Origin of the sequence: Paenibacillus sp. MER 99-2 (genome assembly GCF_023714095.1) — a bacterium.
Taxonomy (GTDB): Bacteria; Bacillota; Bacilli; order Paenibacillales; family Paenibacillaceae; genus Paenibacillus.
Window position 1 is genome coordinate 26,860 of record NZ_JAMAUZ010000008.1, and the last position, 26,162, is coordinate 53,021.

23 protein-coding genes and 1 pseudogene are annotated in these 26,162 nt (G+C 45.5%); 22 read left to right on the top strand and 2 right to left on the bottom strand.

Features of this window, described 5'->3' with window-relative positions:
* Positions 1-213: 213 nt before the first annotated feature.
* From M3636_RS23820 to M3636_RS23850, 7 genes are all read left to right on the top strand, one after another.
* Entirely contained in the window at positions 214-921 is a 708-nt protein-coding gene (locus M3636_RS23820) for a ribonuclease HII (protein WP_251384253.1), read from the top strand.
* Between the two features lie 32 nt (positions 922-953).
* On the top strand, positions 954-3,011 hold the full coding sequence (locus M3636_RS23825; RefSeq protein WP_251384254.1) for a DNA ligase: 2,058 nt from the start codon (positions 954-956) through the stop codon (positions 3,009-3,011).
* Positions 3,008-3,304 carry an EscU/YscU/HrcU family type III secretion system export apparatus switch protein gene (locus M3636_RS23830; RefSeq protein WP_251384255.1) on the top strand — a complete coding sequence of 99 codons (297 nt, stop codon included), beginning with the start codon at positions 3,008-3,010 and terminating at the stop codon, positions 3,302-3,304. The genes M3636_RS23825 and M3636_RS23830 overlap by 4 nt, the downstream gene beginning before the upstream one ends.
* Before the next feature lie 5 nt (positions 3,305-3,309).
* Positions 3,310-3,708, top strand: a complete 399-nt coding sequence (locus tag M3636_RS23835; protein ID WP_251384256.1) for a YraN family protein — start codon at positions 3,310-3,312, stop codon at positions 3,706-3,708.
* A 483-nt stretch (positions 3,709-4,191) separates the two neighbouring features.
* Positions 4,192-4,353: a hypothetical protein gene (locus M3636_RS23840; protein WP_251384257.1), complete on the top strand. Its 162-nt coding sequence runs from the start codon at positions 4,192-4,194 to the stop codon at positions 4,351-4,353.
* Positions 4,354-4,407: 54 nt separating this feature from the next.
* The gene (locus tag M3636_RS23845) at positions 4,408-5,631 is read left to right on the top strand and encodes a carboxypeptidase-like regulatory domain-containing protein (RefSeq protein WP_251384258.1); all 1,224 of its coding nucleotides are present in this window, start codon (positions 4,408-4,410) and stop codon (positions 5,629-5,631) included.
* 293 nt (positions 5,632-5,924) lie between these two features.
* Positions 5,925-6,476 carry a nitroreductase family protein gene (locus tag M3636_RS23850; RefSeq protein ID WP_251384259.1) on the top strand — a complete coding sequence of 184 codons (552 nt, stop codon included), beginning with the start codon at positions 5,925-5,927 and terminating at the stop codon, positions 6,474-6,476.
* A 290-nt stretch (positions 6,477-6,766) separates the two neighbouring features.
* On the opposite strand, the gene M3636_RS23855 is transcribed toward M3636_RS23850, so the two are convergent.
* Both M3636_RS23855 and M3636_RS23860 read right to left on the bottom strand, forming a co-directional pair.
* Positions 6,767-8,371, bottom strand: a complete 1,605-nt coding sequence (locus M3636_RS23855; protein WP_251384260.1) for a YifB family Mg chelatase-like AAA ATPase — start codon at positions 8,369-8,371, stop codon at positions 6,767-6,769.
* Between the two features lie 252 nt (positions 8,372-8,623).
* Positions 8,624-8,749, bottom strand: a pseudogene (locus M3636_RS23860) (Ohr subfamily peroxiredoxin); the annotation flags it as partial.
* A 261-nt stretch (positions 8,750-9,010) separates the two neighbouring features.
* Here M3636_RS23860 and M3636_RS23865 point away from each other — a divergent pair.
* The 15 genes from M3636_RS23865 (at position 9,011) to fliI (ending at position 26,152) form a co-directional block, all read left to right on the top strand.
* Complete coding sequence (locus M3636_RS23865; protein ID WP_128101389.1) at positions 9,011-9,466, top strand: MarR family winged helix-turn-helix transcriptional regulator; 456 nt, start codon at positions 9,011-9,013, stop codon at positions 9,464-9,466.
* 247 nt (positions 9,467-9,713) lie between these two features.
* Entirely contained in the window at positions 9,714-10,874 is a 1,161-nt protein-coding gene (sucC, locus tag M3636_RS23870; RefSeq protein ID WP_056700556.1) for an ADP-forming succinate--CoA ligase subunit beta, read from the top strand.
* 99 nt (positions 10,875-10,973) lie between these two features.
* A complete protein-coding gene (gene sucD, locus M3636_RS23875; protein ID WP_145408847.1) occupies positions 10,974-11,903 on the top strand; it encodes a succinate--CoA ligase subunit alpha in 930 nt (309 codons plus the stop codon).
* A gap of 248 nt (positions 11,904-12,151) precedes the next feature.
* Entirely contained in the window at positions 12,152-13,282 is a 1,131-nt protein-coding gene (gene dprA / locus M3636_RS23880; RefSeq protein ID WP_128101390.1) for a DNA-processing protein DprA, read from the top strand.
* 116 nt (positions 13,283-13,398) lie between these two features.
* Positions 13,399-15,498: a type I DNA topoisomerase gene (gene topA, locus M3636_RS23885; RefSeq protein ID WP_128101391.1), complete on the top strand. Its 2,100-nt coding sequence runs from the start codon at positions 13,399-13,401 to the stop codon at positions 15,496-15,498.
* A 15-nt stretch (positions 15,499-15,513) separates the two neighbouring features.
* Positions 15,514-16,857: an FADH(2)-oxidizing methylenetetrahydrofolate--tRNA-(uracil(54)-C(5))-methyltransferase TrmFO gene (trmFO, locus tag M3636_RS23890; protein ID WP_370874826.1), complete on the top strand. Its 1,344-nt coding sequence runs from the start codon at positions 15,514-15,516 to the stop codon at positions 16,855-16,857.
* A gap of 24 nt (positions 16,858-16,881) precedes the next feature.
* Positions 16,882-17,424 carry an ATP-dependent protease subunit HslV gene (gene hslV / locus M3636_RS23895; protein ID WP_056700565.1) on the top strand — a complete coding sequence of 181 codons (543 nt, stop codon included), beginning with the start codon at positions 16,882-16,884 and terminating at the stop codon, positions 17,422-17,424.
* A gap of 166 nt (positions 17,425-17,590) precedes the next feature.
* Positions 17,591-18,991, top strand: coding sequence for an ATP-dependent protease ATPase subunit HslU (gene hslU, locus M3636_RS23900; protein WP_128101392.1), 1,401 nt, complete (start codon positions 17,591-17,593; stop codon positions 18,989-18,991).
* Between the two features lie 1,006 nt (positions 18,992-19,997).
* Entirely contained in the window at positions 19,998-20,405 is a 408-nt protein-coding gene (flgB, locus tag M3636_RS23905; RefSeq protein ID WP_128101393.1) for a flagellar basal body rod protein FlgB, read from the top strand.
* A gap of 5 nt (positions 20,406-20,410) precedes the next feature.
* Positions 20,411-20,863, top strand: a complete 453-nt coding sequence (gene flgC / locus M3636_RS23910) for a flagellar basal body rod protein FlgC (protein ID WP_128101394.1) — start codon at positions 20,411-20,413, stop codon at positions 20,861-20,863.
* Positions 20,864-20,927: 64 nt separating this feature from the next.
* A complete protein-coding gene (fliE, locus tag M3636_RS23915) occupies positions 20,928-21,239 on the top strand; it encodes a flagellar hook-basal body complex protein FliE (RefSeq protein WP_128101395.1) in 312 nt (103 codons plus the stop codon).
* Positions 21,240-21,387: 148 nt separating this feature from the next.
* Positions 21,388-22,971, top strand: coding sequence for a flagellar basal-body MS-ring/collar protein FliF (fliF, locus tag M3636_RS23920; protein ID WP_128101396.1), 1,584 nt, complete (start codon positions 21,388-21,390; stop codon positions 22,969-22,971).
* An 11-nt stretch (positions 22,972-22,982) separates the two neighbouring features.
* On the top strand, positions 22,983-23,999 hold the full coding sequence (fliG, locus tag M3636_RS23925) for a flagellar motor switch protein FliG (protein WP_056700579.1): 1,017 nt from the start codon (positions 22,983-22,985) through the stop codon (positions 23,997-23,999).
* Positions 23,992-24,846: a FliH/SctL family protein gene (locus M3636_RS23930; protein WP_128101397.1), complete on the top strand. Its 855-nt coding sequence runs from the start codon at positions 23,992-23,994 to the stop codon at positions 24,844-24,846. The genes fliG and M3636_RS23930 overlap by 8 nt, the downstream gene beginning before the upstream one ends.
* Complete coding sequence (gene fliI / locus M3636_RS23935; protein WP_128101398.1) at positions 24,833-26,152, top strand: flagellar protein export ATPase FliI; 1,320 nt, start codon at positions 24,833-24,835, stop codon at positions 26,150-26,152. Before M3636_RS23930 ends, fliI begins: the two co-directional genes overlap by 14 nt.
* The last annotated feature ends 10 nt before the right edge of the window (positions 26,153-26,162 follow it).

A 26,162-nucleotide genomic window follows, 5' to 3' on the forward strand; every position in this document is an offset into this window, starting at 1 on the left:
TCAATTTAAATAAACAAATGCCGATAAAAATAATAAATCTATTTCTTTTTCTATAGTAATTAATATGTAACAAGTTTTCTATTAATAAAATGTTGTTGGTGAACATGTATGGTTCATTAACCCTAATATTTCAATTGAAATGCCAATTTATATATATGTAATCAATCTGAAGAAAATGTTATTGCAAGCATGGGCAGAGGAGATGAAGGCAAGATGACTCATAACGATAAAGAATACGAAATTATTCAGCTAGAAGCCCTGGATAAACCGAAGAAGAGAAAAGAAAAAGTGGTTACTGAACCACAAGATCTGCTGAGATATGAACGAGAGTATTGGGAGAGTGGATTCGAACATATTGCTGGCATTGATGAAGTCGGTCGGGGATGTTTGTTTGGAGATGTGGTCGCGGCAGCGGTAATCTTGCCTCGGGATATGATTCTGGAAGGTGTGAATGATTCGAAAAAGCTATCGGAGAAAAAACGCGATATGTTGTTTGAACTCATCATGGAGAAGGCGATATCCGTCGGTATTGGTTTTGCCGACTCAAAAGAGATTGACCATCTTAATATTAAACAAGCGACTCGTCTGGCGATGAAGCGGGCAGTGGAAGGGCTTGGGGTTCGACCTGACTATCTCTTCGTAGACGCGGAAAAGGTCGATGTGACTATACCGCAGATGTCGATCATTAAAGGAGATGCGAATAGTCAGTCCATTGCTGCAGCATCCATTATTGCGAAGGTAACCCGAGATCGACTGTGTAAGGAAGAGTGGGAGACGTTATATCCGGATTACGGTCTGTCGATACATAAAGGCTACGCCACCAAATTTCATCGGGAACAGATCATGGCTTTGGGAGCTTCACCTATGCATCGCCGTAGTTTCCTAGGAAATCTGTTAGGGGAGCAACAAACGTTATTTTAATTTATATAGATTAGACGAGAGGAGGGAAAGTCGTGAATATCAGCTCAATGATTCGAGGGCTACTCGGGGACAACAAACCAGGTGAAGCCAAACCTCTTGAATTAAAAGAAGGTCAGGTGGTACGTGGATCTGTTCTTAGTGTGTCAGATGATGGCGGAGAGGCCGTTCTGCAAATACAGGGAGTACAGGTGAGAGCCAAGCTTGAAACGCCTCTGCGGCCTGGGGAAACTACCTTGCTTCAAGTCCAGCCTCAGGGAGAGAATGGCATCACTGTGATGAAACCAATGGCTAATGCGCTATCAGAACTGCCTCAAGCTTCGTTGAACAACCTGCTTCAGGAAGTGGGTTTGTCAGATACAAAAGGTAATCGTGAATTGTTACTGGCGATGCAACGCAGTGGGTTACCTCTGACCAAGGACAATGTCGCTATGATTCAAAATATGATGACAGCTAAGCCAGCACAGGTTCCGGTGGAGGAATGGGTGCAATCGACGGGAATTGCTTTCCAGCGGGGGCTTCCCATTACAGCCGAGACTGTTAAAGGGTTGCATCAGGCAGTGTTTGGTCCACCCTTGCATCAATTGTTGAATGGACTTGCAGATCAGCTGGAATCCTTTCTCACGCAACAGGCAGGCAAGTCGGCCGCAACCATAGGAGAACAAGCTGGTGCGGCGAAGACAGGGATCAACCAAGCGGTAGCAATGCCCGTGACGGGAAGTCTGCAAGCAGACGATGCTGCATTGCCTGCTAGTGCAGGGCGTCCTTTGGCAGCAACGAATGGAGCAGGACAGGCAACCGTAGCAGTTGGGGGGACCCCTGTTATGACTGATGGTGCAGCAGAAGAAGCGGGAGCTCCATCAAAGGCGACTGGGCAACCGCCAGCAGCAGGCACCGGTAACGCTACGGAGGCTGCTGGCGCGAAGGCGGGGGCCAGCCAAGTGGAGACGGCTGGCAAGCAAGGAACAGGTATTCCGGCGGGAACCGGAATACCTGGAGAGAGCCCGCGCGGTGCAGAAGCGGGCTCTGTGGGTCAGAGCCGCCCGGGTACACCAGGGGCGGCAGATCTTCAGGCTGGCCGCGCAATCGCGGGACAGCCTGAAGCAGGCGCTGCCGGGCGAACTGCCGGCAGCGCTGAGGCTACGCCTGCGGCTGCGAGTGCAACGCCCGCAGCCGCGCAGGCGGCGCCAGCAGCAGCAAGCGCAGCGGAGCTTGCGCCTAAGCTGCTGGCGCTGCTGGATGCGCTGCGCAGCGCATCCACTGCCGCACCGGCACAGCCGGGTGCGGCAGCCCAGGCCGCCCCTGCATCGCAGGGCGGCCAAGCCGCTGCGGCTGCCGGAGGCGCGGCGCAGCAGGTTCCAGCCGGCGCTGATGCGCCGCCGGCTGGTGGAACTGCCGCAGCTCCTGCAGGTGCTGCGGCAGCGCCCGTCACCCACGGGGGAGACCCGTGGGTGGGGCGTGTGTTGAAGCTGCTCGGTGCGGAGCACGAGCAGCAGGCAGTGCACGGCGCAGCTGCGCAAGCGCGCGTGGGCGACGTGGCGAGTCCGGGAACCACGGACACGCTGAAGGGCTTGCTGCTGCAGTTAGCCAGCAGCGACAATGCCCCGGCGGCACTCAAAGATGCCGCCGGGCAGGCTGTGCAATATTTAACGGGGCAGCAGTTATTGCTGACAACCGATCGAAGCTCTACCTTTGCCCAGATGCATTGGTTTATTCCAATTACGGGTCCTGATGGAGAAGAGACCGCTTCAGTCCAGATTCAATCTCGCAGAGGCCAGCGCGGCGAACTGGATGCATCCAACTGCCGGTTGTGGTTTGACTTGGACATGAAGAGTCTGGGACCAACGTTGGTGGATGTGCATGTCGTCAATAATATTGTCAGTCTGCGTGTGCTTAATGATCGGGAAGGCATGGGGCCGCTACTCGAAAGTGGGCGTGAAGTCATTCATACGGCTCTCGACAAGCTAGGCTACCAACTGCTTACCTTTAAGACAGAACCTTGGCCGGTAGGCCAGGAACCTGGTGCAGAACGTAAAATCAATGCGTCGGATTATAGCCCTGAACGGTACAAAGGGGTGGACTTTAAAATATGAAAGATGAGCCGCAGCCGGATCTGCTTTCCAAAAAGGCTGTTGCCTTAAAATATGTACCAGGGGAAACGGAAGCACCTGTTGTCGTGGCCAAAGGTCGTGGCAAAGTGGCAGAAGCCATTCTGGACAAAGCCAAGGAAAATGGTGTGCCTGTTCAAGAAGATGCGGCTCTGGTAGAGGTGCTCTCCAAGCTGGATCTAGATGAACAGATACCGGCGGAGTTATATCAGTTAGTAGCAGAGGTATTAACCTACATTTATCGAGCTGATCGGTTGGCTTCTGGACGGGAGGAGTAAAACGATTGGTAGATCATAAACCAGAACATAAGTCCTCCCCTAAGCTTACACGTCAGCAAAAAGGAAAATTAGGGGAGCAAGCGGCTTGTCGGTGGCTACAAGAGCATGATTACGAGATTGTAGCTCAAAACTGGCGTTGCCGTAGTGGGGAGATCGATATTGTTGCCACGTTTGAAGGACTCGTCATTTTTGTTGAAGTCCGAAGCAGGAGCGGGGCAGGGCGATATGGTACACCACAGGAATCGGTTGATTTCCGTAAGGTGCAGCAGGTTCGTTCAACGGCGGCGGTGTATATGCAAAGGTCTGGAGAGCTTAATCGGCAAATCCGCTTTGATGTTATTGCAGTGATGCAGGATGAGACAGGCGAGATGGTTTCTATAGAACATATCGTAAATGCGTTCTAGGGCGCTAATAAATCTCACTTAAAGGCATCATTCACCGGCTTCTCACGCCTGCAGTGTTATGTTCTCTTGAAACACCTCAGTAATATGCGTGCGAAAAACTTCTGACCGGATGCTTAAATATTCGGCAAAATTTACTTCTCTCGGATTTTTTTAATACACTCAAATAAATTAGGTTGAAAACGGACTTTATTACCACGAACACAGTCGTGGTAGTGAAGTTTTTTTTGGTTGATAGGCAATTTTTGATCTTCTATGATTTTTCTATTGCTTCAAAATCTATCGGATCCAATCAATAGGGTTGAAACTTAGTTCCATAATGCTCCAAATTTGTCTTGATCCACTTACAACATCTAGCATGATTGAGTTATACGTTAGGCTTTAGTTGTGTGCAGTAAATTCCATATTGTTTTTGAATGATACAAATTGTATCATATACCGTGGGAAATAACAGAATAGAACAACTAAAGGTAGGAGGAGAGGAAGATGGAAAAAGAAACAACTGGAACTAACACCCAAGTTAAGCGTTGTTGGCAAACACCCAAAGTGGATGTGTTGGAGGTACAGCATACTCTGAGTGGTGGTGGGGGAATCTGGCATTATGTATGGGATGGAGAGTTTTGGAAACTTGAATTACTCACAAGCTGATACCGACTTGCTGACAAGAACCATAAATAGACTAATGAGGTGAAAACAATGTTCATGAGTAGGCACTCTAAATGGATCTCTCGATCGTTCATGCTGTGCTTCTTTTCGATCTTACTTAGTATTGTATACGCTGGAACCTCCTACGCATTGGAGCAGGAAGGGGCACTCTCCGCCGCACAAGAAAATAATGCCCAACCACCAGCCATTATTTATGGGAAAATAACGGATCGAGAAGGCTACAGTGTCCCTCATGCCAAAGTGGATTATGAGCTTTATTATCGGGGGGATACGACCAAACACAGTCTGGTCGCTGATGAAAACGGAAACTATCGCTTTGAAGCAGTCGTTGAAGATTATACAGACCTAACATTGTACGTTGAAGCAGAAGGCTTCATTACCTATGCGTCCTATAGGCAATATCAAAATTATACGTTAAGTCCTGGGGATGAAGTGAACATCAATGTAAGCCTATATGAGCCCTCTACCATTGTGGGCACGGTAACAGATCCAGCGGGTCAACCGATTCCTGGTGCCGCAATTAAAGTGACAAGTATAACAGATCGTGTAATACAGACGGATGCAAACGGAAGGTATACAGTTACGGGTATCGATTACGATTATAACCCCAACATTGCCATCTGGATCGATAGTCAGGATCATCTCCCTTATCTACAAGACCGTCTAGGCATTGATGCAGGTCAAACGTTACGTATTGATGTTGTACTGGAGAATGCTGCTCATGTCAGAGGACAGATTGTTGATGCTAGTGGGAATCCGGTAGCAGGAGTCAAAGTTAGTGGGTACACGGAACGAGCTACAACCGATGTTCAAGGCTATTATTTACTTAAACGGATTCCAACAGGTTCAATTACAATCGTTGCGGAAGCAGCTGGTTACCCCAAACATAGCAAATTAGCAAATTTAACTCCGGGAGATCATAATACCGTCGATTTTGTATTACGCGTCAACCAAGATATTCAGCCTCCAGTAACCAAGTATCGACTGGTGCCATTAACGGAAACGATTAATGGAAAGCTTTATATTGTTGGGTTTACGTTTAGACTGCAAGCCACGGATGAAGCTAACGGATCAGGCGTAAAAATAACACAATATCGTTACAATGGCGCAGAATGGATGACCTATAATGGTCCTGTTAAATTTTATGCAAATGACGTGAAGTTGGTGGAATACTACAGCACGGATGTGGCAGGGAATGCGGAGAAAATGAATAAAATGGACTTTGTAAATGGTATCTTTGAAGGAGCTGGCTCGTACTAAGTGTCTCTTACTAGAAACCGTAGGAACGTTGCCAGTTAAATAGGTGTGAGTAGATCGATGCTTTTAATCTCTGTATTCCTTTCGAGGGGGCAGGATTGAGAGCATCTTTTTTTATGATAATAGGAGATAGAAGATGAGGAGATCCATAGCGGTCAGCTTTTTTGAATCTGGCGAACAGAACGATGTATAATAAAGAAGCAACTTCATATGTTGGCAGTTTTATATCAAATCATATGCTTGGCTTACAAGCTGTTACACCATAATTTAAACAAGAAAGCCTAGGAGGTTATGTTATGAGCAAATCAATTCAGACAGGAAACGCGGTCATTGAAGCAATTCAAAATCGTCGGACGGTCAAAAAGTTCAAAAAAGACGCGGTTCCTGCAGACAAAATTATTGAATTATTAGATGCAGCTGTATGGGCTCCTAATCACAAACTGCGCGAACCTTGGCGGTTCCTTCTGTTCACTGGGGATGGCCGCAAAAAGCTAGCTCAAGCTATTGATGCTGAGATGGGAGAGGATAATAAATTCTCAGCGAATATTAAGCAGGTGCCTGCGATTATGCTGGTTGTACTGGAAGAGGATCCACGCCAAAACATTTGGGATGAGGATTTTGCTGCGGTTAGCGCACTCGTGCAGAACTTTTTGCTTGCAGCCTGGAGTGAAGAGATTGGGACATTCTGGGTAACGAAGCCATTTCTATATGCCCCCAAATTCCGTAAACCGCTCGGCATCGAAGCGGGCGAAAAGATTATTGGCATGATCTATATGGGATATCCGGATGTTATTCCTTCAGCTAAAGAGCGTACAGCAGCCAAAGACAAGCTGACTCTGTTTGAATAATCTATTTTCATAACGTAGGTTATGTAAAGTTGTAACTATTTTGTCGACGTTTGGTGAAGGGTGAAACGACACAAATCGCCCCAATTTACGCTAAACTCCCTTATGCATGAGGGATGCTATATAGGTTGAATTTATCCGTTTATGGCCGAAACGATGACCCTAAGGACGGTTTGTTATCTTGGGTTTTGGTCATAACGTATGTAATTCAATCGATTAGCAAGCGTAAGTGGGGGCTATTTGTTATGCTTAAGTTGAAGGCTCCTATAACAATGCAGGTTACGGCTTTTCTTTTAAAAGATTTTAAGATCCAATTGACGATATTGAATGGCTTCAGCCACATGGGCAGTAACCACTTTACCTTCATTTTCAAGGTCAGCTATCGTCTGTGCCATCTTCATGATTCGATCATGTGCTCGCATGCTTAGGTTCATGGCCTGTAGTGTATTTTGCAGCAATTGCTCTGCCTCTTGAGGTAGAACGATCATGCGGCGTAGCAATGCTCCAGAGAGCTGGCTATTCCAATGCACACGAGTATTTGTGTAACGTTTGGCTTGAAGCTGATGGGCATGCATGACCTTGGCTTGCATCTCATTGGAGCTAAGCGAAGGCGCAGCCTTACGCCATTCCCCCGGAGGTGGAACTTCGACTTGAAGATCGATTCGATCAAGCAAGGGACCTGATATTTTGGCACGATATGCTGCAACGCGGGAAGGACTGCAGATACAACTCAGGTCATCTGTTTGTGCTGACAAGTATCCACAAGGACACGGGTTCATCGAACAGGCGAGCATAAACTGTGCGGGGAACGTGAATACAGCTCTAGCGCGGCTGATCGTCACCGTCTGATCCTCCAAAGGCTGACGCAATACCTCGAGCACTTGACGTTGGAATTCGGGCAGCTCATCCAAAAACAAAATGCCGCGATGTGCCAGACTTACTTCACCAGGTTTTGGAATACTGCCGCCTCCGATCAATCCTGAAGTTGAGATAGTATGATGTGGAGAGCGGAAAGGCCTTTGGCTAACGAGCCCTTGCGAGATTTCCTTTAATTTACCTGCCGCGCTTAAAATTTTGGTTACCTCAAGAGCTTCCTCTTCGGAAAGAGGAGGGAGGATGGTGGGTAGCCTTTTAATTAACATGGTTTTGCCTGTTCCTGGTGGCCCAACAAGCATTATATTATGCATGCCCGCTGCAGCGATCATCAGTGCCCGTTTCACATGATGCTGTCCTAATACATCGTTATAGTCCTCTGCAGAAGAGTCTTCCTGTTGTCCTCCTTTATCCGAACCGATCACTTCTATTGCATCCTTCGATGTTAACAAATGGTTGTAATTTTTCAAAATGAGTGGCTGATTATTTGCTTTTGTTTCTACAGCGTTACCTACACCAGATTCGCTTTGCGGTATAACATCTTGCAAATGACGAATGCCATATACGTGAATGCCTCGAATTAAAGCAGCTTCAGCCAAATTGTCCTGTGGTAGCAAGACAGAAGTGAAGCCTCCTCTTTTAGCGAGATCAACCATAGCGAGGATACCTGGTACCGAACGCACCGTGCCATCCAGAGCAAGCTCTCCAAGGATAAGCGTGCGTTCTTGTGGAGGAAGCATGAGTTGCCCACTGGTAACAAGCAAACCCACGGCAATAGCCAGATCAAAGGAAGAACCTTCTTTTCGTAAATCAGCAGGAGCTAGATTAATCGTAATTCGCTGTAGCGGGTACTGGAATCCGCAGTTTTTAATCGCTGCCCGTACACGCTCCACAGCCTCACGAATGGCCGAATCTGGCAGTCCAATGATGGCTGTCTGAGGCAAGCCATTCGATAAATCGGTTTCGACTTCAATCAAAACCCCATCGATTCCGTACAAACAAGCACTATGTATTTTGCCGTACATAATAAAAGAAACACCTCACTTCGTTCTTGACTCTGCAGAGTGCAGGCCAGTCTTCGAATTAAGGTGCTTCCTCATCTTCTATTATGCATTTTATATAAAAGAAATCAGGGAGTCAACTCAGGTGTTAATCATGATGCCTCGCTCGAGATTCCTGATTCCTGAATTGTTATGTGAACAACAAGAAATTCCTCAGAGAATTACGAATGGAACCAGATGTCCTTATATATGGCATGTAAATGAGAAGTAAATTGTTTAGAGTACTTTCAGTTCAACGACAATATTTCCACGTGTTGCACGAGAATAAGGGCATGCTTGGTGAGCAGCTTCGACTAATTTTGCAGCAGTTTCTTGATCTACACCTTTGGCGAGTACGTCGAGTGTAGCCGCGTCATCTTTTGTTGAATAGTCATCATATATCATAACTCCTGAGTAAACAATTATATTTTATACAACCTAATTTAACACGATTAAATATAAAAGTAAAATACTTTGTGCTCAATTATTCTGTTTTTTTTCTAATTTGTGATAAGATAGATCTAGAGTTTCTAATCATTCGCAAAATTTAAGTGGCTAGCATAGCTATGATAATGCGGATTAAGTTAGGAATTGAATGCACAATTAGGCAGGTGAGAACAAGATATGCAGAATGATTCATTGAAGTTGGATAACCAATTATGCTTTGCCATATATGCTTGTTCACGGGAAATTACGAAGTTGTACCAGCCTTATCTCGAAGTGCTGGGCGTAACTTACTCGCAGTATTTAGTACTGATGGTGCTGTGGGAGCGTGAAGAATGTACGGTGAAAGAAATCGGAGAGGCGCTTTATCTTGATTCGGGAACACTGACTCCTCTGCTGAAACGCCTGCAATCAGCGGGTCACATCCATCGTGAACGCTCGGCGCAGGATGAACGTAAGGTGCTTATTACGTTAACTGATTCGGGTAGAGAATTACGGAACAAAGCTTTGGCTATACCGTCCTCCATCCAAGGAGACGCTTGCTTAAATAGTACTGAGTTTGAGGCCTTGCTCGGACAGTTTAAAGGGCTTTTGCATAAGGTGCATGAGACCAATATGAAAGAGTCCAGGAAGTAACGAATAACCGCCAAATGATGATGAACCTTCGACATATTCGTCGAAGGTTTTTCCATTTATATCCAAGCATTCACAAAATGGGATGATATCCATATCAAAATGCTGTCTATTAACCATTAATTTTTTAAGGAAAGCGTTTTAAAAACGTGTTACAATGAACTGGGTTTAAGTAAAAATAGTCAACATTTGTCTTTTGTTAGTCAACCAACCCGCCTTGTTGCAGTCATGTTGATAGGAGGATTCGAGAATGAATATCCATGAATATCAAGGAAAAGAAGTACTGAAACAGTATGGAGTTGCCGTTCCTAATGGAAAGGTTGCTTATACAGTCGATGAAGCGGTCGCGGCCGCAGAGGCACTGGGCAGTCCGGTGACTGTAGTAAAAGCGCAAATTCACGCAGGTGGCCGGGGGAAAGCCGGCGGTGTGAAAGTGGCGAAGAGCACGGATGAGGTTCGTGCGTATGCATCCGAAATTCTGGGTAAAGTGTTGGTTACACACCAAACCGGACCTGAAGGTAAAGAAGTGAAGCGTCTTCTGATCGAAGAAGGATGCGATATCCGCAAAGAATACTATGTGGGTGTTGTTGTTGACCGCGCTACGGGACGTGTCGTGATGATGGCTTCCGAAGAGGGCGGTACGGAGATCGAAGAAGTAGCTGAAGCTACGCCTGAGAAAATTTTCAAAGAAATCGTTGATCCTGCAATCGGATTGCAAGTGTTCCAAGCGCGTAAACTGGCTTACAGCATTAATATTCCAAATGAATTGGTTAACAAAGCTGTGAAGTTCATGCTCGCGTTGTACAAAGCATTTGTCGAAAAAGATTGCTCCATCGCTGAGATCAACCCACTCGTTGTTACAGGAGATGGAAACGTTATCGCACTGGATGCGAAACTAAACTTTGACTCCAATGCGCTGTTCCGTCACAAGGACATTTTGGAACTGCGTGATCTGGACGAAGAAGACGAAAAAGAAATCGAAGCTTCGAAATACGACCTCAGCTACATAGCACTTGATGGAAACATCGGCTGTATGGTTAATGGTGCGGGACTTGCGATGGCAACGATGGACATTATCAAATATTATGGAGGCGACCCAGCCAACTTCCTTGACGTTGGGGGCGGTGCCACAACGGAGAAAGTAACAGAAGCGTTTAAAATTATTCTGTCTGACGCTAAAGTTGCGGGCATCTTCGTTAATATTTTCGGCGGTATCATGCGCTGTGATGTCATTGCCAATGGTGTCGTTGAAGCTGCGAAGCAGCTTGGACTTACGAAACCACTGGTAGTCCGTCTTGAAGGAACAAACGTGGAGCTTGGTAAGCGTATTTTGGGTGAATCCGGCCTAAATATCGTACCTGCTGACTCCATGGCCGATGGTGCACAGAAAATTGTTGCCCTCGTGAAGTAAGCTCATTCCTGGGAAGGTTGCACCCGAGTAGTGCAACAAGCTTCCTTAGTACCGGAGCTGTCCGGCACTTGAAAAATAACCGTAAGGATGTGAAGCAACGTGAGTATTTTGATTGATAAAAATACAAAAGTCATTACGCAAGGCATTACGGGTTCAACGGGAATGTTCCACACGAAGGGCGCATTGGACTACGGAACCCAGATGGTAGGCGGTGTTACTCCGGGTAAAGGCGGAACCAATGTTGACATCACGCTGGAAGACGGTTCAGTAGTCAGCCTTCCGGTATTCAACACGGTGCAGGAAGCGAAGGAAGCAACTGGCGCAACAGCGAGCGTCATTTATGTTCCCCCAGCATTCGCAGCAGATTCCATCATGGAGGCTGTTGACGCAGAGTTGGATCTCGTTATCTGTATCACAGAAGGTATTCCTGTGTTAGATATGGTTAAGGTAGATCGTTTTATGGAGGGGAAAGATACCGTCCTGATCGGCCCTAACTGTCCAGGTGTCATTACGCCAGGCGAATGTAAAATCGGAATTATGCCAGGGTACATCCATATGCCAGGACATGTTGGTGTCGTTTCCCGTAGTGGAACATTGACGTATGAAGCTGTACATCAATTGACTACTCGTGGTATCGGACAATCCTCTGCTGTCGGAATCGGTGGAGACCCTGTTAAGGGCTCTGAGTTCATTGATATTCTCAAGCGGTTCAATGAAGATCCGCAGACACACGCTGTAATCATGATTGGTGAAATCGGTGGTACAGCGGAAGAGGATGCGGCAGAATGGGTGGCGGCTAACATGACCAAACCTGTTGTAGGGTTCATTGGTGGTGTTACAGCTCCTCCAGGCAAACGTATGGGTCACGCTGGCGCAATCATTTCCGGTGGTAAAGGTACGGCTAAGGAAAAAATTGCGAAGCTTGAATCTTGCGGTATCAAGGTTGCGCCTACGCCAGCCGAGATGGGATCTACGCTTGTCAGTGTGCTTGAAGAACGCGGTATTCTGAATTTGTGCACGACACATTAATTCTTTTCCGTTATAATAGAAGAAACGGTGCAGGAAACTCGTTTTCCAGGTAACCGACTTTGTGGATACGGAAAAGGTAAGCAACCTTTTGTCCTAATTTAGGGCGAAGGGTTGCTTTTTTGCGTTTTTTTACTCGGTTTCTCGTGAGCATGGAGTGATTCTTTTTAGAGTAAACGCTTGCAATCCGTTGTCACAGCCTACACAATATGAGGGAAGAACTTCTTCCCGGATCGGGAGGTTTTTTGTTTATGGAGGAGAGATGGATTTTATTTGGTTTGCATGAAATGGACGGGGTCGGTAAGAAAACAATTGCGAAGTTATTATCTGGACAGCATAGGCTCCAAGACCTGCTAGAGTATACAGAAGCCGATTGGCTAGAGGCGGGTTTGAGGAAGGATCAGGCGCATCGCCTTGCGGTGCATTTTGACCTTGACTGGATTGCTCAAAGACGGGAGAACGTTTACAAACAGGGAATTGAGGTTATAACTTATCTGGATTCCAATTACCCTATATTAATGAAGGAAACCGATCAGCCCCCATGGGTACTATATGGTCGTGGAGATATGCAGCTGCTGCATTCCAAGTCCATTGCGATGGTGGGTACCCGTATGCCGACCGTTTATGGTCGTAAAGTTGGGGAGCGTTTAACTGAGGAATTATGCAAGGCCGGTTTAACTATTGTCAGTGGACTAGCTAGAGGTATTGATAGCGTGTGTCATGATGCGGCTTTGCGCGCAGGTGGCAAAACGATTGCGGTATTTGGAACAGGAATAGATACCATCTATCCACCTGAAAATAATAGTTTGGCTGAACGCATTGCCGAAACGGGTCTACTTTTGTCAGAATATCCTCCAGGTACTCGAGCTCACCAGGGGTTGTTTCCGGAACGGAATCGAATTATTGCTGGCTTGAGCCTAGGAACGCTGGTGGTGGAAGCTGACATTCGTAGTGGATCACTCATTACGGCTGATGCAGCGTTGGATGCGGGCAGGGATGTATTTGCTGTGCCAGGTCCTATTACATCGCCGAAGAGCAGAGGGTCACACAACCTCATTCGACAGGGCGCAAAATTGGTCACTTCTGCTGCCGATCTGTTAGAAGAGTATCAAATGGACTTGCCAAATCCCGAACAAGTTCCTTACAATAGAGGACGTTCGACGCAAAATAAACAATCTGTTACAGCGGGAATGTTTCCTCCGGTAACCCTCTTCTCCGATGAGCAGAGAGTAATCACCATACTGGAGCAAGAGGAACAATCCTTGGATCAACTTGTTGAACGGCTTGGTTGGGATTTTGGACATTTGCATTCAGTTCTGTTATCTTTAATCATAAAAAAGCAGATTAGCCAATTACCTGGAACTAGATATGCAAGGGTATGACGATGCTGTGACGTATGCAGCGTGTGAATATAGATTATTAACGGAAGTTAACGGCTATGATGAGCATTACTATGAATTGGAACCAAGCAGTTTCATGACTGAGAGGAGATGGACCTATGGCGGATTCACTCGTAATCGTGGAGTCGCCCTCAAAGGCGAAGACCATTGGCAAATATTTAGGCAGCAAGTTCATCGTTAAGGCTTCGATGGGACATGTGCGAGATTTGCCGAAAAGTCAGATCGGCGTTGAGGTTGAGAATGATTTTAATCCGAAATATATTACGATCCGCGGCAAAGGTTCGATTTTGAAAGAACTGAAAGATGCACGTAAGAAAGTGAAAAAAGTGTACCTCGCAGCTGACCCGGATCGCGAAGGTGAGGCTATTGCATGGCATTTAGCTCATGCCTTGGAACTTGATGATACAGAGGATTGCCGCGTTGTATTTAATGAGATTACTAAACAAGCAGTCAAGGATGCGTTCAAAACGCCGCGCAAAATCAATATGGATCTGGTTAATGCGCAGCAGGCAAGACGTATTCTGGATCGGCTCGTAGGATATAAGATTAGCCCATTATTATGGAAGAAAGTCAAAAAAGGACTATCGGCTGGTCGGGTTCAATCGGTAGCGGTCAAAATCATTTTGGATCGTGAAAATGAAATTGATGATTTTGTACCTGAAGAGTACTGGAGCATAACCGCAAAGCTGACAGCTGATGGAAATCCGTTCGAAGCCAAATTTCATCAGTTAAACGGCACCAAGACCGAACTGGGTAGCGAAGCTGAAGTGCAGGCGATCCTGAAACAGATCGAAGGCGCTGACTTTACGGTCAAAGAAGTGAAAGAGAAGGAACGTAGCCGCAATCCTTCCGCTCCGTTTACGACGAGTTCCTTGCAACAGGAAGCTGCTCGTAAATTGAATTTCAGAGCTTCTAAGACGATGTCCGTTGCACAACAGCTGTATGAGGGCGTAGACCTCGGAAAAGAAGGCACAGTGGGTCTCATCACGTATATGAGAACCGATTCCACACGAATTGCAGCATCTGCACAGGAAGAAGCGAAGGAATACATCATTGGCAAGTACGGTGAACCATTTGCGCCAGAAACACCTAGAAACTATTCCAAAAAGGCAGCTAATGCTCAGGATGCGCATGAAGCTATTCGCCCAACGTCCATTTTGCGTGATCCGGATTCGATTAAATCATTTATGAGCCGGGATCAATTTCGCTTATATAAACTAGTTTGGGAACGATTTGTCGCAAGTCAGATGTCATCGGCTATTCTGGATACACTGTCTGTAGATATTGCTGTCGGAGATACGATCTTTCGCGCTGCGGGCTCCAAAGTTCGCTTCCAAGGTTTCATGAAGGTGTATGTGGAAGGTAACGATGACGGAACAACAGAAGAAGATCGCCTGCTTCCTCCTCTGAAAAATGGAGATGTACTGGAGAAACAGGAGATCGAGCCGAAGCAGCACTTCACTCAGCCACCACCGCGTTATACCGAGGCGAGGCTGGTTAAGACTCTTGAAGAACTGGGCATAGGCCGTCCGAGTACATATGCGCCAACGCTGGAAACGATTCAGAAGCGCGGGTATGTTGCCATCGAGGAAAAGAAATTCATGCCTACAGAGTTAGGTGAGCTTGTCATAGAACAGATGGAAGAGTTTTTCCCAGAAATTCTTAATGTAGAGTTTACTGCCAACATGGAAGGTGACCTTGACCATGTAGAAGAAGGCTCTGAGGATTGGGTCAAGGTGCTTGCGGAATTTTACGAATCCTTCGAGAAACGGCTTGAATTCGCAGAAGAAGAAATGAAGGAAATTGAGATTGAAGATGAAGTTTCCGATGAAATCTGTGAAAAGTGCGGTAAACATTTAGTTTATAAGCTCGGCCGTTTTGGTAAGTTTTTGGCTTGTTCTGGCTTCCCGGAATGTCGAAATACCAAACCGATTATTAAGGATATCGGCGTGACTTGCCCGAAATGTAAGGAAGGGCATGTTGTAGAGCGACGCAGCAAAAAGGGACGTGTATTCTACGGTTGTGACAAGTATCCTGAATGTGACTTTGTCTCGTGGGATAAGCCATCAGCGAAGCCATGTCCAAGCTGCGGTTCGTTAATGATTGAGAAGCGCAATAAGCAAGGAACAAGATTACAATGTACGTCCTGTGACCATCAGGAGCCTGTGGAAGAAGCAGACGAGGAATCAGCGGATTAGCATATATGGGGGTAAATGATTTTGACTAACGAACAACAAGTAACGGTTATTGGAGCAGGTCTGGCGGGAACAGAAGCAGCTTGGCAGATTGCGAGTCGCGGTGTACGCGTAAAATTATACGAGATGAGACCGGTTGTGAAAACGCCGGCTCATCATACAGATAAATTTGCAGAACTGGTATGCAGTAACTCACTGCGTGCTAACGGTCTGACCAATGCAGTAGGTGTTCTTAAGGAAGAAATGAGAATGCTTAACTCTCTTGTTCTGGGAGCGGCAGACAAGCATGCTGTACCAGCAGGTGGAGCTCTTGCGGTTGACCGGGATGGATTCTCGGGGGAGATCACTTCTACGCTGCAACAGCATCCTTTAATTGAGGTTGTCAATGAGGAACTGACTTCTCTTCCGGAAGATGGCATCGTTGTTGTTGCAACAGGGCCTTTGACTTCGCCGGCATTATCCGAGCAGATCAAAGCACTCATGGGAGAGGAATACTTCTACTTCTATGATGCAGCTGCACCAATTATTGAGAAAGACTCCATTGACATGAATAAGGTCTACCTGGCTTCCCGTTATGACAAGGGAGAGGCGGCTTATCTGAACTGTCCGATGACAGAAGAGGAATTTGATGTGTTTTATGATGCATTGATTACGGCTGAGGTAGCTCAATTAAAAGAGTTTGAGAAAGAGATTTACTTTGAGGGCTGCATGCCAATCGAAGTCATGATGAAACGTGGTAAACAAACAGCATTGTTTGGACCGATGAAACCTGTAGGTCTAGTTAACCCACATACAGGAACACTTCCACACGCGGTAGTTCAGCTTAGACAGGATAATGCTGCAGGAACGTTGTACAATTTGGTTGGTTTCCAGACCCATCTGAAGTGGGGAGAACAAAAACGTGTATTTTCATTGATTCCTGGTCTTGAAAATGCAGAATTTGTACGTTACGGCGTAATGCATCGCAATACATTTATTAATTCTCCTAAGTTGCTTCGTCCAACTTATCAATTTAAAGACCGTCCTAACCTGTTCTTCGCTGGACAGATGACTGGTGTTGAAGGATATGTCGAATCGGCTGCATCGGGTCTGATCGCAGGTATGAATGCAGCAAAAGCGGCTCTTGGTCAGGAACTTGTAGTACTGCCAGTAGAAACAACACTGGGTAGTATGGCACAATATATTACGACAGCAGATTTTAAACACTTCCAGCCGATGAATGCAAACTTTGGTTTGTTGCCGAAACTGGAAACAAAGATACGCAACAAAAAGGAAAAGAATGAAGCTCTTGCCCAGCGTGCATTGGATGGAATTGCTCGGTTTGCTGCTTCAGAAGGTCTAACCGTTCCTGAACGCGTATAAATTATTCGTGGGGGAGGCTATATGATGGATATGTCATTTCATGCCACTACGATCTGTGCAGTGCGTCATAATGGCAAGGCAGCGATTGCTGGAGATGGTCAAGTGACCATGGGACAAAGTGTTGTTATGAAGAATACCGCCAAAAAGGTAAGACGTTTGTATCGCGGACAGGTCGTTGCTGGTTTTGCCGGCTCCGTAGCAGATGCGATTACACTCTTTGAGAAATTCGAAGGTAAGCTAGAGGAGCACCACGGTAATTTACAACGGGCTGCTGTAGAGCTTGCCAAAGACTGGAGACAGGATCGGATACTCCGTAAGCTTGAAGCACTTTTAATCGTTATGGATAAAACAGGTATGTTACTCATCTCTGGTGGTGGTGAGATCATCGAGCCGGATGATGATGTTATTGCCATAGGATCAGGGGGGAACTTCGCCTTATCCGCAGCGCGTGCCTTGAAACGACATGCAGGTAATTTGGAAGCCAAAGATATTGCGCGTGAATCACTCCAAATTGCAGCAGAATTGTGTGTGTACACCAATACGAATATCATTGTAGAAGAGTTGTAATTCAACCCCGCAAAATGGAGCCTGACCCCGGTCATTTATCCTCATGTTTTGCGGGGTTCTCCCTAATTTTGGTCATCGATATGTTTAAGTGCGTGTTCAAAAAGGTCGGTTTTGAACAACCTCTTTGAGAATCAAAATACAAGTATACCGGTAGGAGGGAAGCTATATGCAATCACAAGCATTAACACCTAGACAAATTGTTGCAGAGCTCGATAAATACATCGTTGGTCAAAAACAAGCTAAGAAATCCGTAGCGGTGGCTCTTCGTAACCGTTATCGTCGTAGCTTGCTACCCGAGCAAACCCAGGATGATATCGTTCCAAAAAATATCCTGATGATCGGACCTACAGGTGTAGGTAAAACAGAGATAGCCCGTCGTTTGGCTAAGCTCGTGGGTGCCCCATTTGTTAAAGTAGAGGCGACCAAATTTACAGAAGTGGGTTATGTGGGTCGTGATGTTGAGTCCATGGTTCGTGATCTCATCGAAACGTCCTTGCGTATGGTTAAATTGGAGCGGACAGAACAGGTGAAAGATAAAGCCGAGGAAGCTGCCAACGAGCGAATTGTACATATTTTGGCTCCTTCACAATCCAAATCCAAAAATCAGCGAAATCCGTTTGAGATGATCTTCGGGAATAATGGTAATAACGTCCCTGAGCAAGAAGAAGCTGAGCCAGATACCAATGTGGCTGAGCGCCGCCGTAAGATTAAATTCGATCTGTTATCAGGCAAGCTAGAGGACGATGTTATAGAGATTGATGTAGAGGATACAATACCTAACATGATGGATATGTTTGCTGGTCAGGGTAATGACCAGATGGGAATGAACATGCAGGAGATGTTTGGTAGCTTGTTGCCTCGTCGCACTAAGAAGCGCAAATTAGCTATTAAAGAAGCACGTAAAGTGCTCATCCAGGAAGAAGCTGGAAAGTTAATCGACATGGATGACGTTACGCAGGAATCGATCCGCAGAGCAGAGCAAACCGGAATTATCTTCATTGATGAAATAGACAAGGTAGCCAGCCAGGGACGCGGAAGTGGCCCTGACGTGTCACGCGAAGGTGTACAGCGGGATATTTTGCCTATCGTTGAAGGATCGACTGTAATGACTAAATACGGCCCTGTCAAAACCGATTATATTCTATTTATGGCCGCGGGGGCATTTCATGTGGCTAAGCCTTCAGATCTGATCCCAGAGCTTCAGGGGCGTTTCCCAATTCGTGTAGAATTGAATAGCCTCACACTGGACGAATTTGTATCCATTTTGACTGAACCGAAAAATGCATTAACGAAGCAATACGTAGATCTATTACGTACAGAGAATATCGAAATTGAGTTTTCGGATGAAGCGATTCGGGAAATTGCTAAGCTTGCTGAGTCCGTGAACCAGAATACGGAGAATATTGGCGCACGTCGTCTGCACACGATTCTGGAGAAACTGCTTGAGGACTTGTCCTTTGAGGCGGCTGAGCTTACGTTAGAGCGTATGGTGATTACTCCGGAATATGTGCGTGAGAAATTGAATGACATTGCTCTGGATCGTGATCTGAGCCAGTACATTCTATAAGTCAGCTATAGCTGACTTGCAATTTCGATATAGATGAGAGAATGACGGTATACATCGGATAAACTATCACATTTATAGCTATTAGGGGATAAGCAATCCTGTATTGGCTTGTAAGTGTGCTGGCAATCCAGAGGTATACCGTTATTTTGTTTTAATCTAAACGACCTTGTTAACGAATCCATCTAATAAAATGGAGGTCACGAACCGATAATTAGGTGAATGAAGAATTTTGGTAGGTACAATATAGGACTTGTGCCGCAGATCGGGCATAATTCGCTCGCTAAAAGTAAGTTATAGTGATGATCAGGAGTGGAACCTCTTCCAATATAAGGGTTTTGTTTTAACCAAGTCTGACGATAGGTTTTATGAAGAATGAGAGAAACTTTGCGCAAATGTGCAAAAAGTGGGTTTGGAGGAATTTCTGGAATAACAAACTACTTTCCGAGAAATTAATCTACATACAAGTTGATAATTGTTAAAAAAGTGTTGTGGAATAGACGCAGAATTGAAATAAGAACTATCATTTTTTTGTCAAAATTCCATTGCATAGAAATGGCATTGCAGAAGTGGGTTTAATAAAAAAACCGTATTATTACGGCAATTATTAGTAACATACAGAGGGATGATCCGATCAATCTTACTGCTGTTTTGTAAAGGTTGCGTAAGAAACAAGGCTATGAATCATTTTTTTTATTTTAAGAATGTTTAAGCGTAGGATGATCGTATGTTCGAAAAGTTTTGTCTTGGGCCTCATCATTTGCGAAAAAAATCATAATTTGCAGAAAATACACAAAAAGCCCTCTATTACAGAAAAGATAGGGCTTTTTTCTTATTGTAATAAATCCCAATCTCGAAGAAACTTATCATATACGACAACATCAGAGTTAATTCTACTTAAGTCCTAGAAAAACGTGTAAAAGCGAATGTTTTTGTCGAAAAAACATAAGCGATTAAAAGGAAGAAGATTCAATCTTTTTCCATAATTTCTAAGGAGAGGAGGGAAAATATGAATCTTTTGAATGATATTAGTTTCCGGAGGTTACAAGGTGCACTTGATGCGTCGAACATGAGACAACGTACGATTTCAGACAACATTGCAAATGCGGATACCCCATACTTTAAGCGTTCGAACGTCGCTTTTGAAGAAATGTTGCAGCAGCAAATGGATGGAGATACGCCTGTTCTTAGAGGGAAAGTAACGGATTCAAGGCATTTTGTCATAGGCCCTTCCTCTTCCGTACCTACACCAGTAGTCAATTTGGATCAGTCCACATCGATGAATAATAACCAGAATAATGTCGATATCGACAGAGAAATGAGTCTTCTGGCGGACAACCAATTGCGCTACAGTGCTTATATCCAGCAAGTCAATGAACAGATCAAAATGATGCGTGTTGGCGTTGAAGGGAGATAACAAAGGTGAACATCAGTAATAGCTTTGGGATTAGTGCATCGGCTCTAACGGCTCAACGTTTGCGAATGGACGTGATTTCTTCCAATATTGCCAACGCAGAGACAACACGTGCGAGTGTAGTTAACGGGGAAGCCGTTCCTTATAAGAGGAAAATGGTCGTTCTTGAGCCCAACAAATCCTCATTTAACAGCATACTTCAAAGCCAAATGAGAGACGGTGGAACTGGGGAAGGTGTTCGAGTTTCCGAGATCCGAGATGATCAATCTCCGCTCAAGCCTGTCTACGATCCAACACATCCAGATGCAAATGCAGATGGGTATGTATTTATGCCTAATGTCGACATTGCGAAAGAGATGGTTGATATGATCTCAGCTTCGCGGTCATATGAGGCGAACGTTACTGCTTTGAATTCAACTAAAGCCATGATATCTAAGGCATTGGAGATTGGTAGAGCCTAGTTAAACAGGAATGGAATTTAAATTCTTCTTAAACTGAAGAAAGAGATGAAGGGGAGGGACATTAATGATTCAGAATAACATGTTTAACACACAGGGGATTCAACCGCTCCAAATGCAAAATGCTTCCGTTAGCAAACCCTCAACACCAGCCGAAACTATTGAGAGCTTCGGTACATACTTACAAGAAGCGCTAGGCTCTGTAGCTGCACAGGAGTCCCAGGCGCATGAAATGTCTAATCAGTTCTTAGTTGGGAAAGTGAACGTTGACCAAGTGATGATCGCATCAGAACAAGCTCTGTTGAGTTTGCAACTGACGACTCAGGTCCGAAACAAAGTAGTCGAAGCATACCAAGAAATTATGCGTACGCAATTGTAAAATAGCACGCCTTGCGCTTCGATGACAGCGCTGATTATTACAACAAGCAGCGTGATGCTGCTCCTAAAAGCCAACGTTATTCTGTAACGAATGACGTACAGAAGTTGCTTCGGGACAGACTAAGCAAAGTTTCGGATGGGGTGACAGAGTGAATGAGAGAATTGCCCAGTACAAAGACAAGACGGTTCAGTACTGGAATAGTTTTAGCAAAAAACAAAAGGTATTACTGGTATCTACCTTTTTATTTTTAATCATGGCAGCAGTTGTTCTAACCATGCAACTCTCCAAAACGGAGTATGAGGTCGCCTTCAGAGATCTGAACTCTAGTGACTCGGCGGGAGTTATCGCATACCTAGATTCAGCCAATATTCCTTACAAATTAAGTGCAGATGGCAAATCGATCTCCATTCCTAGTACGGATGTTGCAATTACGAAAGTGAATGTCGGATCACAAGGTATTATCCAAAACGGTTCGTTAGGTTACAAAGCATTCTCAGAATCCTCGTCTCCAATTGGGATGACGGATAAAGAATTTGATGTGAAATACAACAGTGCGTTAAACGGAGAAGTGGAGCAATTACTTCAACGGATGCAAGGAATTCAGGATGCCAAGGTGCTCGTGAATATGCCAAAGGATAACATCTTCGCTGGCTTAGAAGAGCAAGACAAAGCATCCGCATCTGTAGCCCTACAATTCAAACCGGGTTATCACCCAAATCAAGCAGCAGTTGATGGGTATTTTAATTTGGTTAAAACCGCTATTCCTAATCTACCAATAGAGAATATTACAATTACCAATACAGATGAAGCAGAGCTCATTCCAACAGCCCGAGGTGGCAGTGGTGGCTTGTCATCTGAAGTTCAAGAGAACATGGCACTTCAGAAGAAATTTGAAAATGATGTTCGTAACAACGTGAAGCAATTCCTTTCACAAATCGTAGGCGAAGACAAAGTTAACGTTCTTGTCGTTTCTACATTGAATTTTGACAAGGAAACTAGAACAGAAAATAGAGTAGAGCCAGTCGATGTTGAAAATATGAAAGGTATTGAGATTAGTGTACAAGAGATTCAGAAGAGTTATACCGGAGCGAGTACACCTACAGGTGGCGTAGCTGGTACGGGGCAGGAAGAAGTTCCGGGTTATCCATCGGCTGATGCAACAGGAAATTCAACCTCTGAAGAATCATCAAGCACTAAGAATTACGATGTTAATCGAATTGTTAAAGATATTGTGGCAAGCCCATATTCTGTAAAAGACTTAACCATTAACGTGGCTGTTGAACCACCAGCAGGTCAGACAGAATTGCAAGCGCCAGTTCAAGATGCGATTGAAAATATCTTGGTGAATATCGTTCGTGCTTCACTTGCTGACACAGGCACGGTTATCACTGACGCGGATCTGGCTAAAAAAGTATCTGTTATCTCACAAGGCTTCCAGACTACAGATACAGCGGAAACAGGATTCCCACTTTCAACAGGAATGCTATGGGGCATAGGTGGACTGGTTGCAGCATTGATCGCAGCCGTTGTGATCCTGCTTGTACGCCGTCGCCGGAAACAAAACGAAGAAGAAGAAGAGGAAATCCCTCTTCCGGTAGCAACAGAGTTCCCGTCCATAACGTTGGACAGTGTAACGAACGAAAGTCAGGTGCGCAAACAATTGGAGAGTTTGGCGAAGAAAAAGCCAGACGAATTCGTCAATCTGCTGCGTACATGGCTGGCTGACGAATAGAGGTGGACGCATTGGCAAAGGCAAGCAATCAGGGACTAAGCGGAAGACAAAAAGCAGCTATTTTGCTCATAACACTTGGTCCAGAGGTATCGGCACAAATCTTCAAGCATCTTCGTGATGAGGAAATAGAACAATTGACGTTGGAAATTGCTAACGTTCGTAAAGTGGATGCCGCGGAAAAAGACATGATTATGGCTGAATTTCATCAGATCTGCCTGGCTCAGGAATACATTTCTCAAGGCGGTATCACATATGCGAGAGAGATTCTCGAGAAGGCATTGGGATCTTCGAAAGCTCTTGAAGTCATTAATCGCTTGACGGCAACACTGCAAGTTAGGCCATTCGACTTTGCTCGTAAAGCCGATCCGAATCAAATTTTGAACTTTATTCAAAATGAAAGTCCACAAACGATCGCTTTGGTACTATCCTATCTGCAATTCGAGCAAGCTGCAGCGATCCTTTCCTCTTTACCACAGGAGAAGCAGGCTGATGTGGCTAGAAGAGTGGCGGTCATGGATAGTACTTCTCCGGAAGTTATCGCACAGGTGGAACGGGTGCTGGAGCAAAAATTGTCTTCAACCGTTACGCAGGACTACACGAATGCTGGTGGTATCGAGTCAATCGTTCAGATTTTGAACGGTGTAGACCGTGGTACAGAGCGTACGATTTTGGATTCTCTCGAGATACAAGATCCAGAGCTTGCTGAAGAGATCAAAAAGCGGATGTTTGTCTTCGAGGATATCGTCAACGTCGACGATCGTTCGATTCAACGAATTATTCGCGATATCGACAACGCAGATCTGCAGTTGGCGCTCAAAGTTGCTAGCGAGGAAGTACGCGATGCGGTGTTCCGGAATATGTCGAAACGGATGTCCGAAACGTTCAAGGAAGAAATGGAGTTCATGGGACCTGTACGATTGCGTGATGTGGAGGAAGCACAGACTCGTATCGTAGGTACAATCCGTAGGTTGGAAGAAGCTGGTGAGATCATTATCGCTCGTGGTGGAGGAGATGATATCATTGTCTAATTTGATTAAATCTTTCCAGTATGTTCCGGTAGATGACCGCAAACGACTTGAAAATCATCATCATTATGGAGATTCGGAAGCGGAATTCGAAGAGGTACGAGATGAAAGTGCTGAAGCAGAACAGCTGCAAGCACGTGTAGACGAGGAGTCACAACGACTCACTGCAGAGATGCTGGAGGATGCGAAGGAGTTTGCAGAAAAGCAGGTGCGGGAAGCTTCTGAGGAGGCGGAACGTTTGCTTCAAGAAGCCCGTGAACAGATTGATACCTGGTGGCAGGAGCAGCGCATGCAGGATGAACATCTTACTGAAGCGATGCGATCACAAGGCTTTCAGCAAGGGTTTGAAGAAGGCAAAGTGCAGGCTGAACTGGATCTCCAAGTGCAGATCGAAGAGATGATGAAAGAAGCTCGTGAGGTTCTTGAAGAGGCTTATGTTGCTAAAGATCAGATTATTCAAGAAGCAGAACCATTTCTAGTTGATCTAGCTTGTGGTATTGCTGAGAAAGTAATTGATATGCAACTTACTGTGGAGCCAGAACAAATGCTTGAATTGATTCGTCAAAACCTATCGCGCAAACGAGAACAGGGAATGATCACATTATGTGTAGCACCAGATCAGTTTTCGTTTGTGCAAGCAGCACGGGAAGAGTTATCGCTAGCGATTGACTCACAAGCTGAATTACAGATTTTGCCTGATGCAACCGTCAAAGACAAGGGATGTGTCATACGTTCTTCCTTCGGTAGCGTGGATGCTCGTATTGATACTCAACTGACTGAAATTAAAAAGGAACTGATCCGCTTAGCACTTGAGGATGAGGGGCGAAAAAATCAACATGAAGGTTCTTAGTTCACAGCGGTATATGGAACACTTAAAAGGTTTTGACCCTGTCCGGGTTAACGGAAAAGTGACTCAGGTTATTGGATTAATGGTTGAATCTGAGGGGCCAGATGCAAGCATCGGTGACGTATGTTACATCTACCCTGGAAAATCAGCTAAACCACTTCAGGCAGAGGTTGTTGGGTTCAGAGATAACAAAGTACTGTTAATGCCATTAGGTGAATTGCAGTCGATCGGGCCGGGTTGTGATGTTGTAGGAACTGGCAAACCGCTCGGTGTACAGGTAGGTTCGGAGCTGCTTGGCAAAGTACTTGACGGATTGGGACAGCCGCTGGATGGTTCGCTTCTACCTTCAAGAATGCCTACGTATTCAACCTCCAATACACCCGTCAATCCGATGGATCGACCGCGCGTACTGGAGACGATGGGGGTTGGCGTTCGTGCCATTGATGGACTGCTAACCGTCGGTAAAGGTCAACGGGTCGGGATTTTTGCGGGATCTGGTGTCGGTAAGAGTACATTAATGGGCATGATCGCTCGAAACACAGCCGCTGACGTGAATGTAATCGCACTTGTTGGTGAACGGGGACGTGAGGTTCGCGACTTTATTGAACGGGATCTAGGACCAGAGGGATTGGAACGATCTGTTGTGATTGTAGCGACTTCCGATCAACCTGCACTGATTCGGATCAAGGGAGCGGTCATTGCAACGACGATTGCAGAGTATTTCAGGGATAGAGGCATGAACGTCATGCTGATGATGGACTCCGTCACACGTTACGCAATGGCACAAAGGGAAGTAGGACTCGCTGTTGGAGAGCCGCCTGCGATGAGAGGATATACGCCTTCTGTTTTTGCTAGCCTTCCCAAATTGCTAGAGCGAGCAGGAACTGGTCCAACGGGCTCAATTACCGCCTTCTACACGGTTCTCGTTGATGGTGATGATATGAATGAACCGATTGCGGATGCAGTGAGGGGTATACTCGATGGTCATATTGTATTAAATCGTGCTATTGCAAACAAAGGCCACTTTCCAGCCATCGATGTACTTGCGAGTATTAGCCGTGTCATGAAGGACATTGCACCTCAAGAGCAGATCGAAGCAACGAATAATATGAAGCGATTAATGGCTGTCTATAAAGAATCCGAGGACTTGATTAACATTGGAGCCTATCAGAGAGGTTCCAATGCCGCGATCGACGAATCAATGGATCAGATTGATAACATTTGGAATTTTACCAAACAAAAAGTAGATGAAAAAGTGACACTGAGTGAAGTACAGGAACGTTTGATTCTTGAGTTTGCAAGGAGATGAATGAGTAAGC

Excerpts from the sequence above, each read along its gene's own strand:
- sucC (WP_056700556.1), top strand. The coding sequence starts at position 9,714 with ATGAATATCCATGAATATCAAGGAAAAGAAGTACTGAAACAGTATGGA.
- flgB (WP_128101393.1), top strand. The coding sequence starts at position 19,998 with ATGAATCTTTTGAATGATATTAGTTTCCGGAGGTTACAAGGTGCACTT.
- M3636_RS23840 (WP_251384257.1), top strand. The coding sequence starts at position 4,192 with ATGGAAAAAGAAACAACTGGAACTAACACCCAAGTTAAGCGTTGTTGG.
- fliE (WP_128101395.1), top strand. The coding sequence starts at position 20,928 with ATGATTCAGAATAACATGTTTAACACACAGGGGATTCAACCGCTCCAA.
- fliI (WP_128101398.1), top strand. The coding sequence starts at position 24,833 with ATGAAGGTTCTTAGTTCACAGCGGTATATGGAACACTTAAAAGGTTTT.
- M3636_RS23855 (WP_251384260.1), bottom strand. The coding sequence starts at position 8,371 with ATGTACGGCAAAATACATAGTGCTTGTTTGTACGGAATCGATGGGGTT.
- topA (WP_128101391.1), top strand. The coding sequence starts at position 13,399 with ATGGCGGATTCACTCGTAATCGTGGAGTCGCCCTCAAAGGCGAAGACC.
- dprA (WP_128101390.1), top strand. The coding sequence starts at position 12,152 with ATGGAGGAGAGATGGATTTTATTTGGTTTGCATGAAATGGACGGGGTC.
- hslU (WP_128101392.1), top strand. The coding sequence starts at position 17,591 with ATGCAATCACAAGCATTAACACCTAGACAAATTGTTGCAGAGCTCGAT.
- M3636_RS23820 (WP_251384253.1), top strand. The coding sequence starts at position 214 with ATGACTCATAACGATAAAGAATACGAAATTATTCAGCTAGAAGCCCTG.
- hslV (WP_056700565.1), top strand. The coding sequence starts at position 16,882 with ATGGATATGTCATTTCATGCCACTACGATCTGTGCAGTGCGTCATAAT.
- M3636_RS23865 (WP_128101389.1), top strand. The coding sequence starts at position 9,011 with ATGCAGAATGATTCATTGAAGTTGGATAACCAATTATGCTTTGCCATA.
- M3636_RS23845 (WP_251384258.1), top strand. The coding sequence starts at position 4,408 with ATGAGTAGGCACTCTAAATGGATCTCTCGATCGTTCATGCTGTGCTTC.
- M3636_RS23850 (WP_251384259.1), top strand. The coding sequence starts at position 5,925 with ATGAGCAAATCAATTCAGACAGGAAACGCGGTCATTGAAGCAATTCAA.
- M3636_RS23830 (WP_251384255.1), top strand. The coding sequence starts at position 3,008 with ATGAAAGATGAGCCGCAGCCGGATCTGCTTTCCAAAAAGGCTGTTGCC.
- trmFO (WP_370874826.1), top strand. The coding sequence starts at position 15,514 with ATGATTTTGACTAACGAACAACAAGTAACGGTTATTGGAGCAGGTCTG.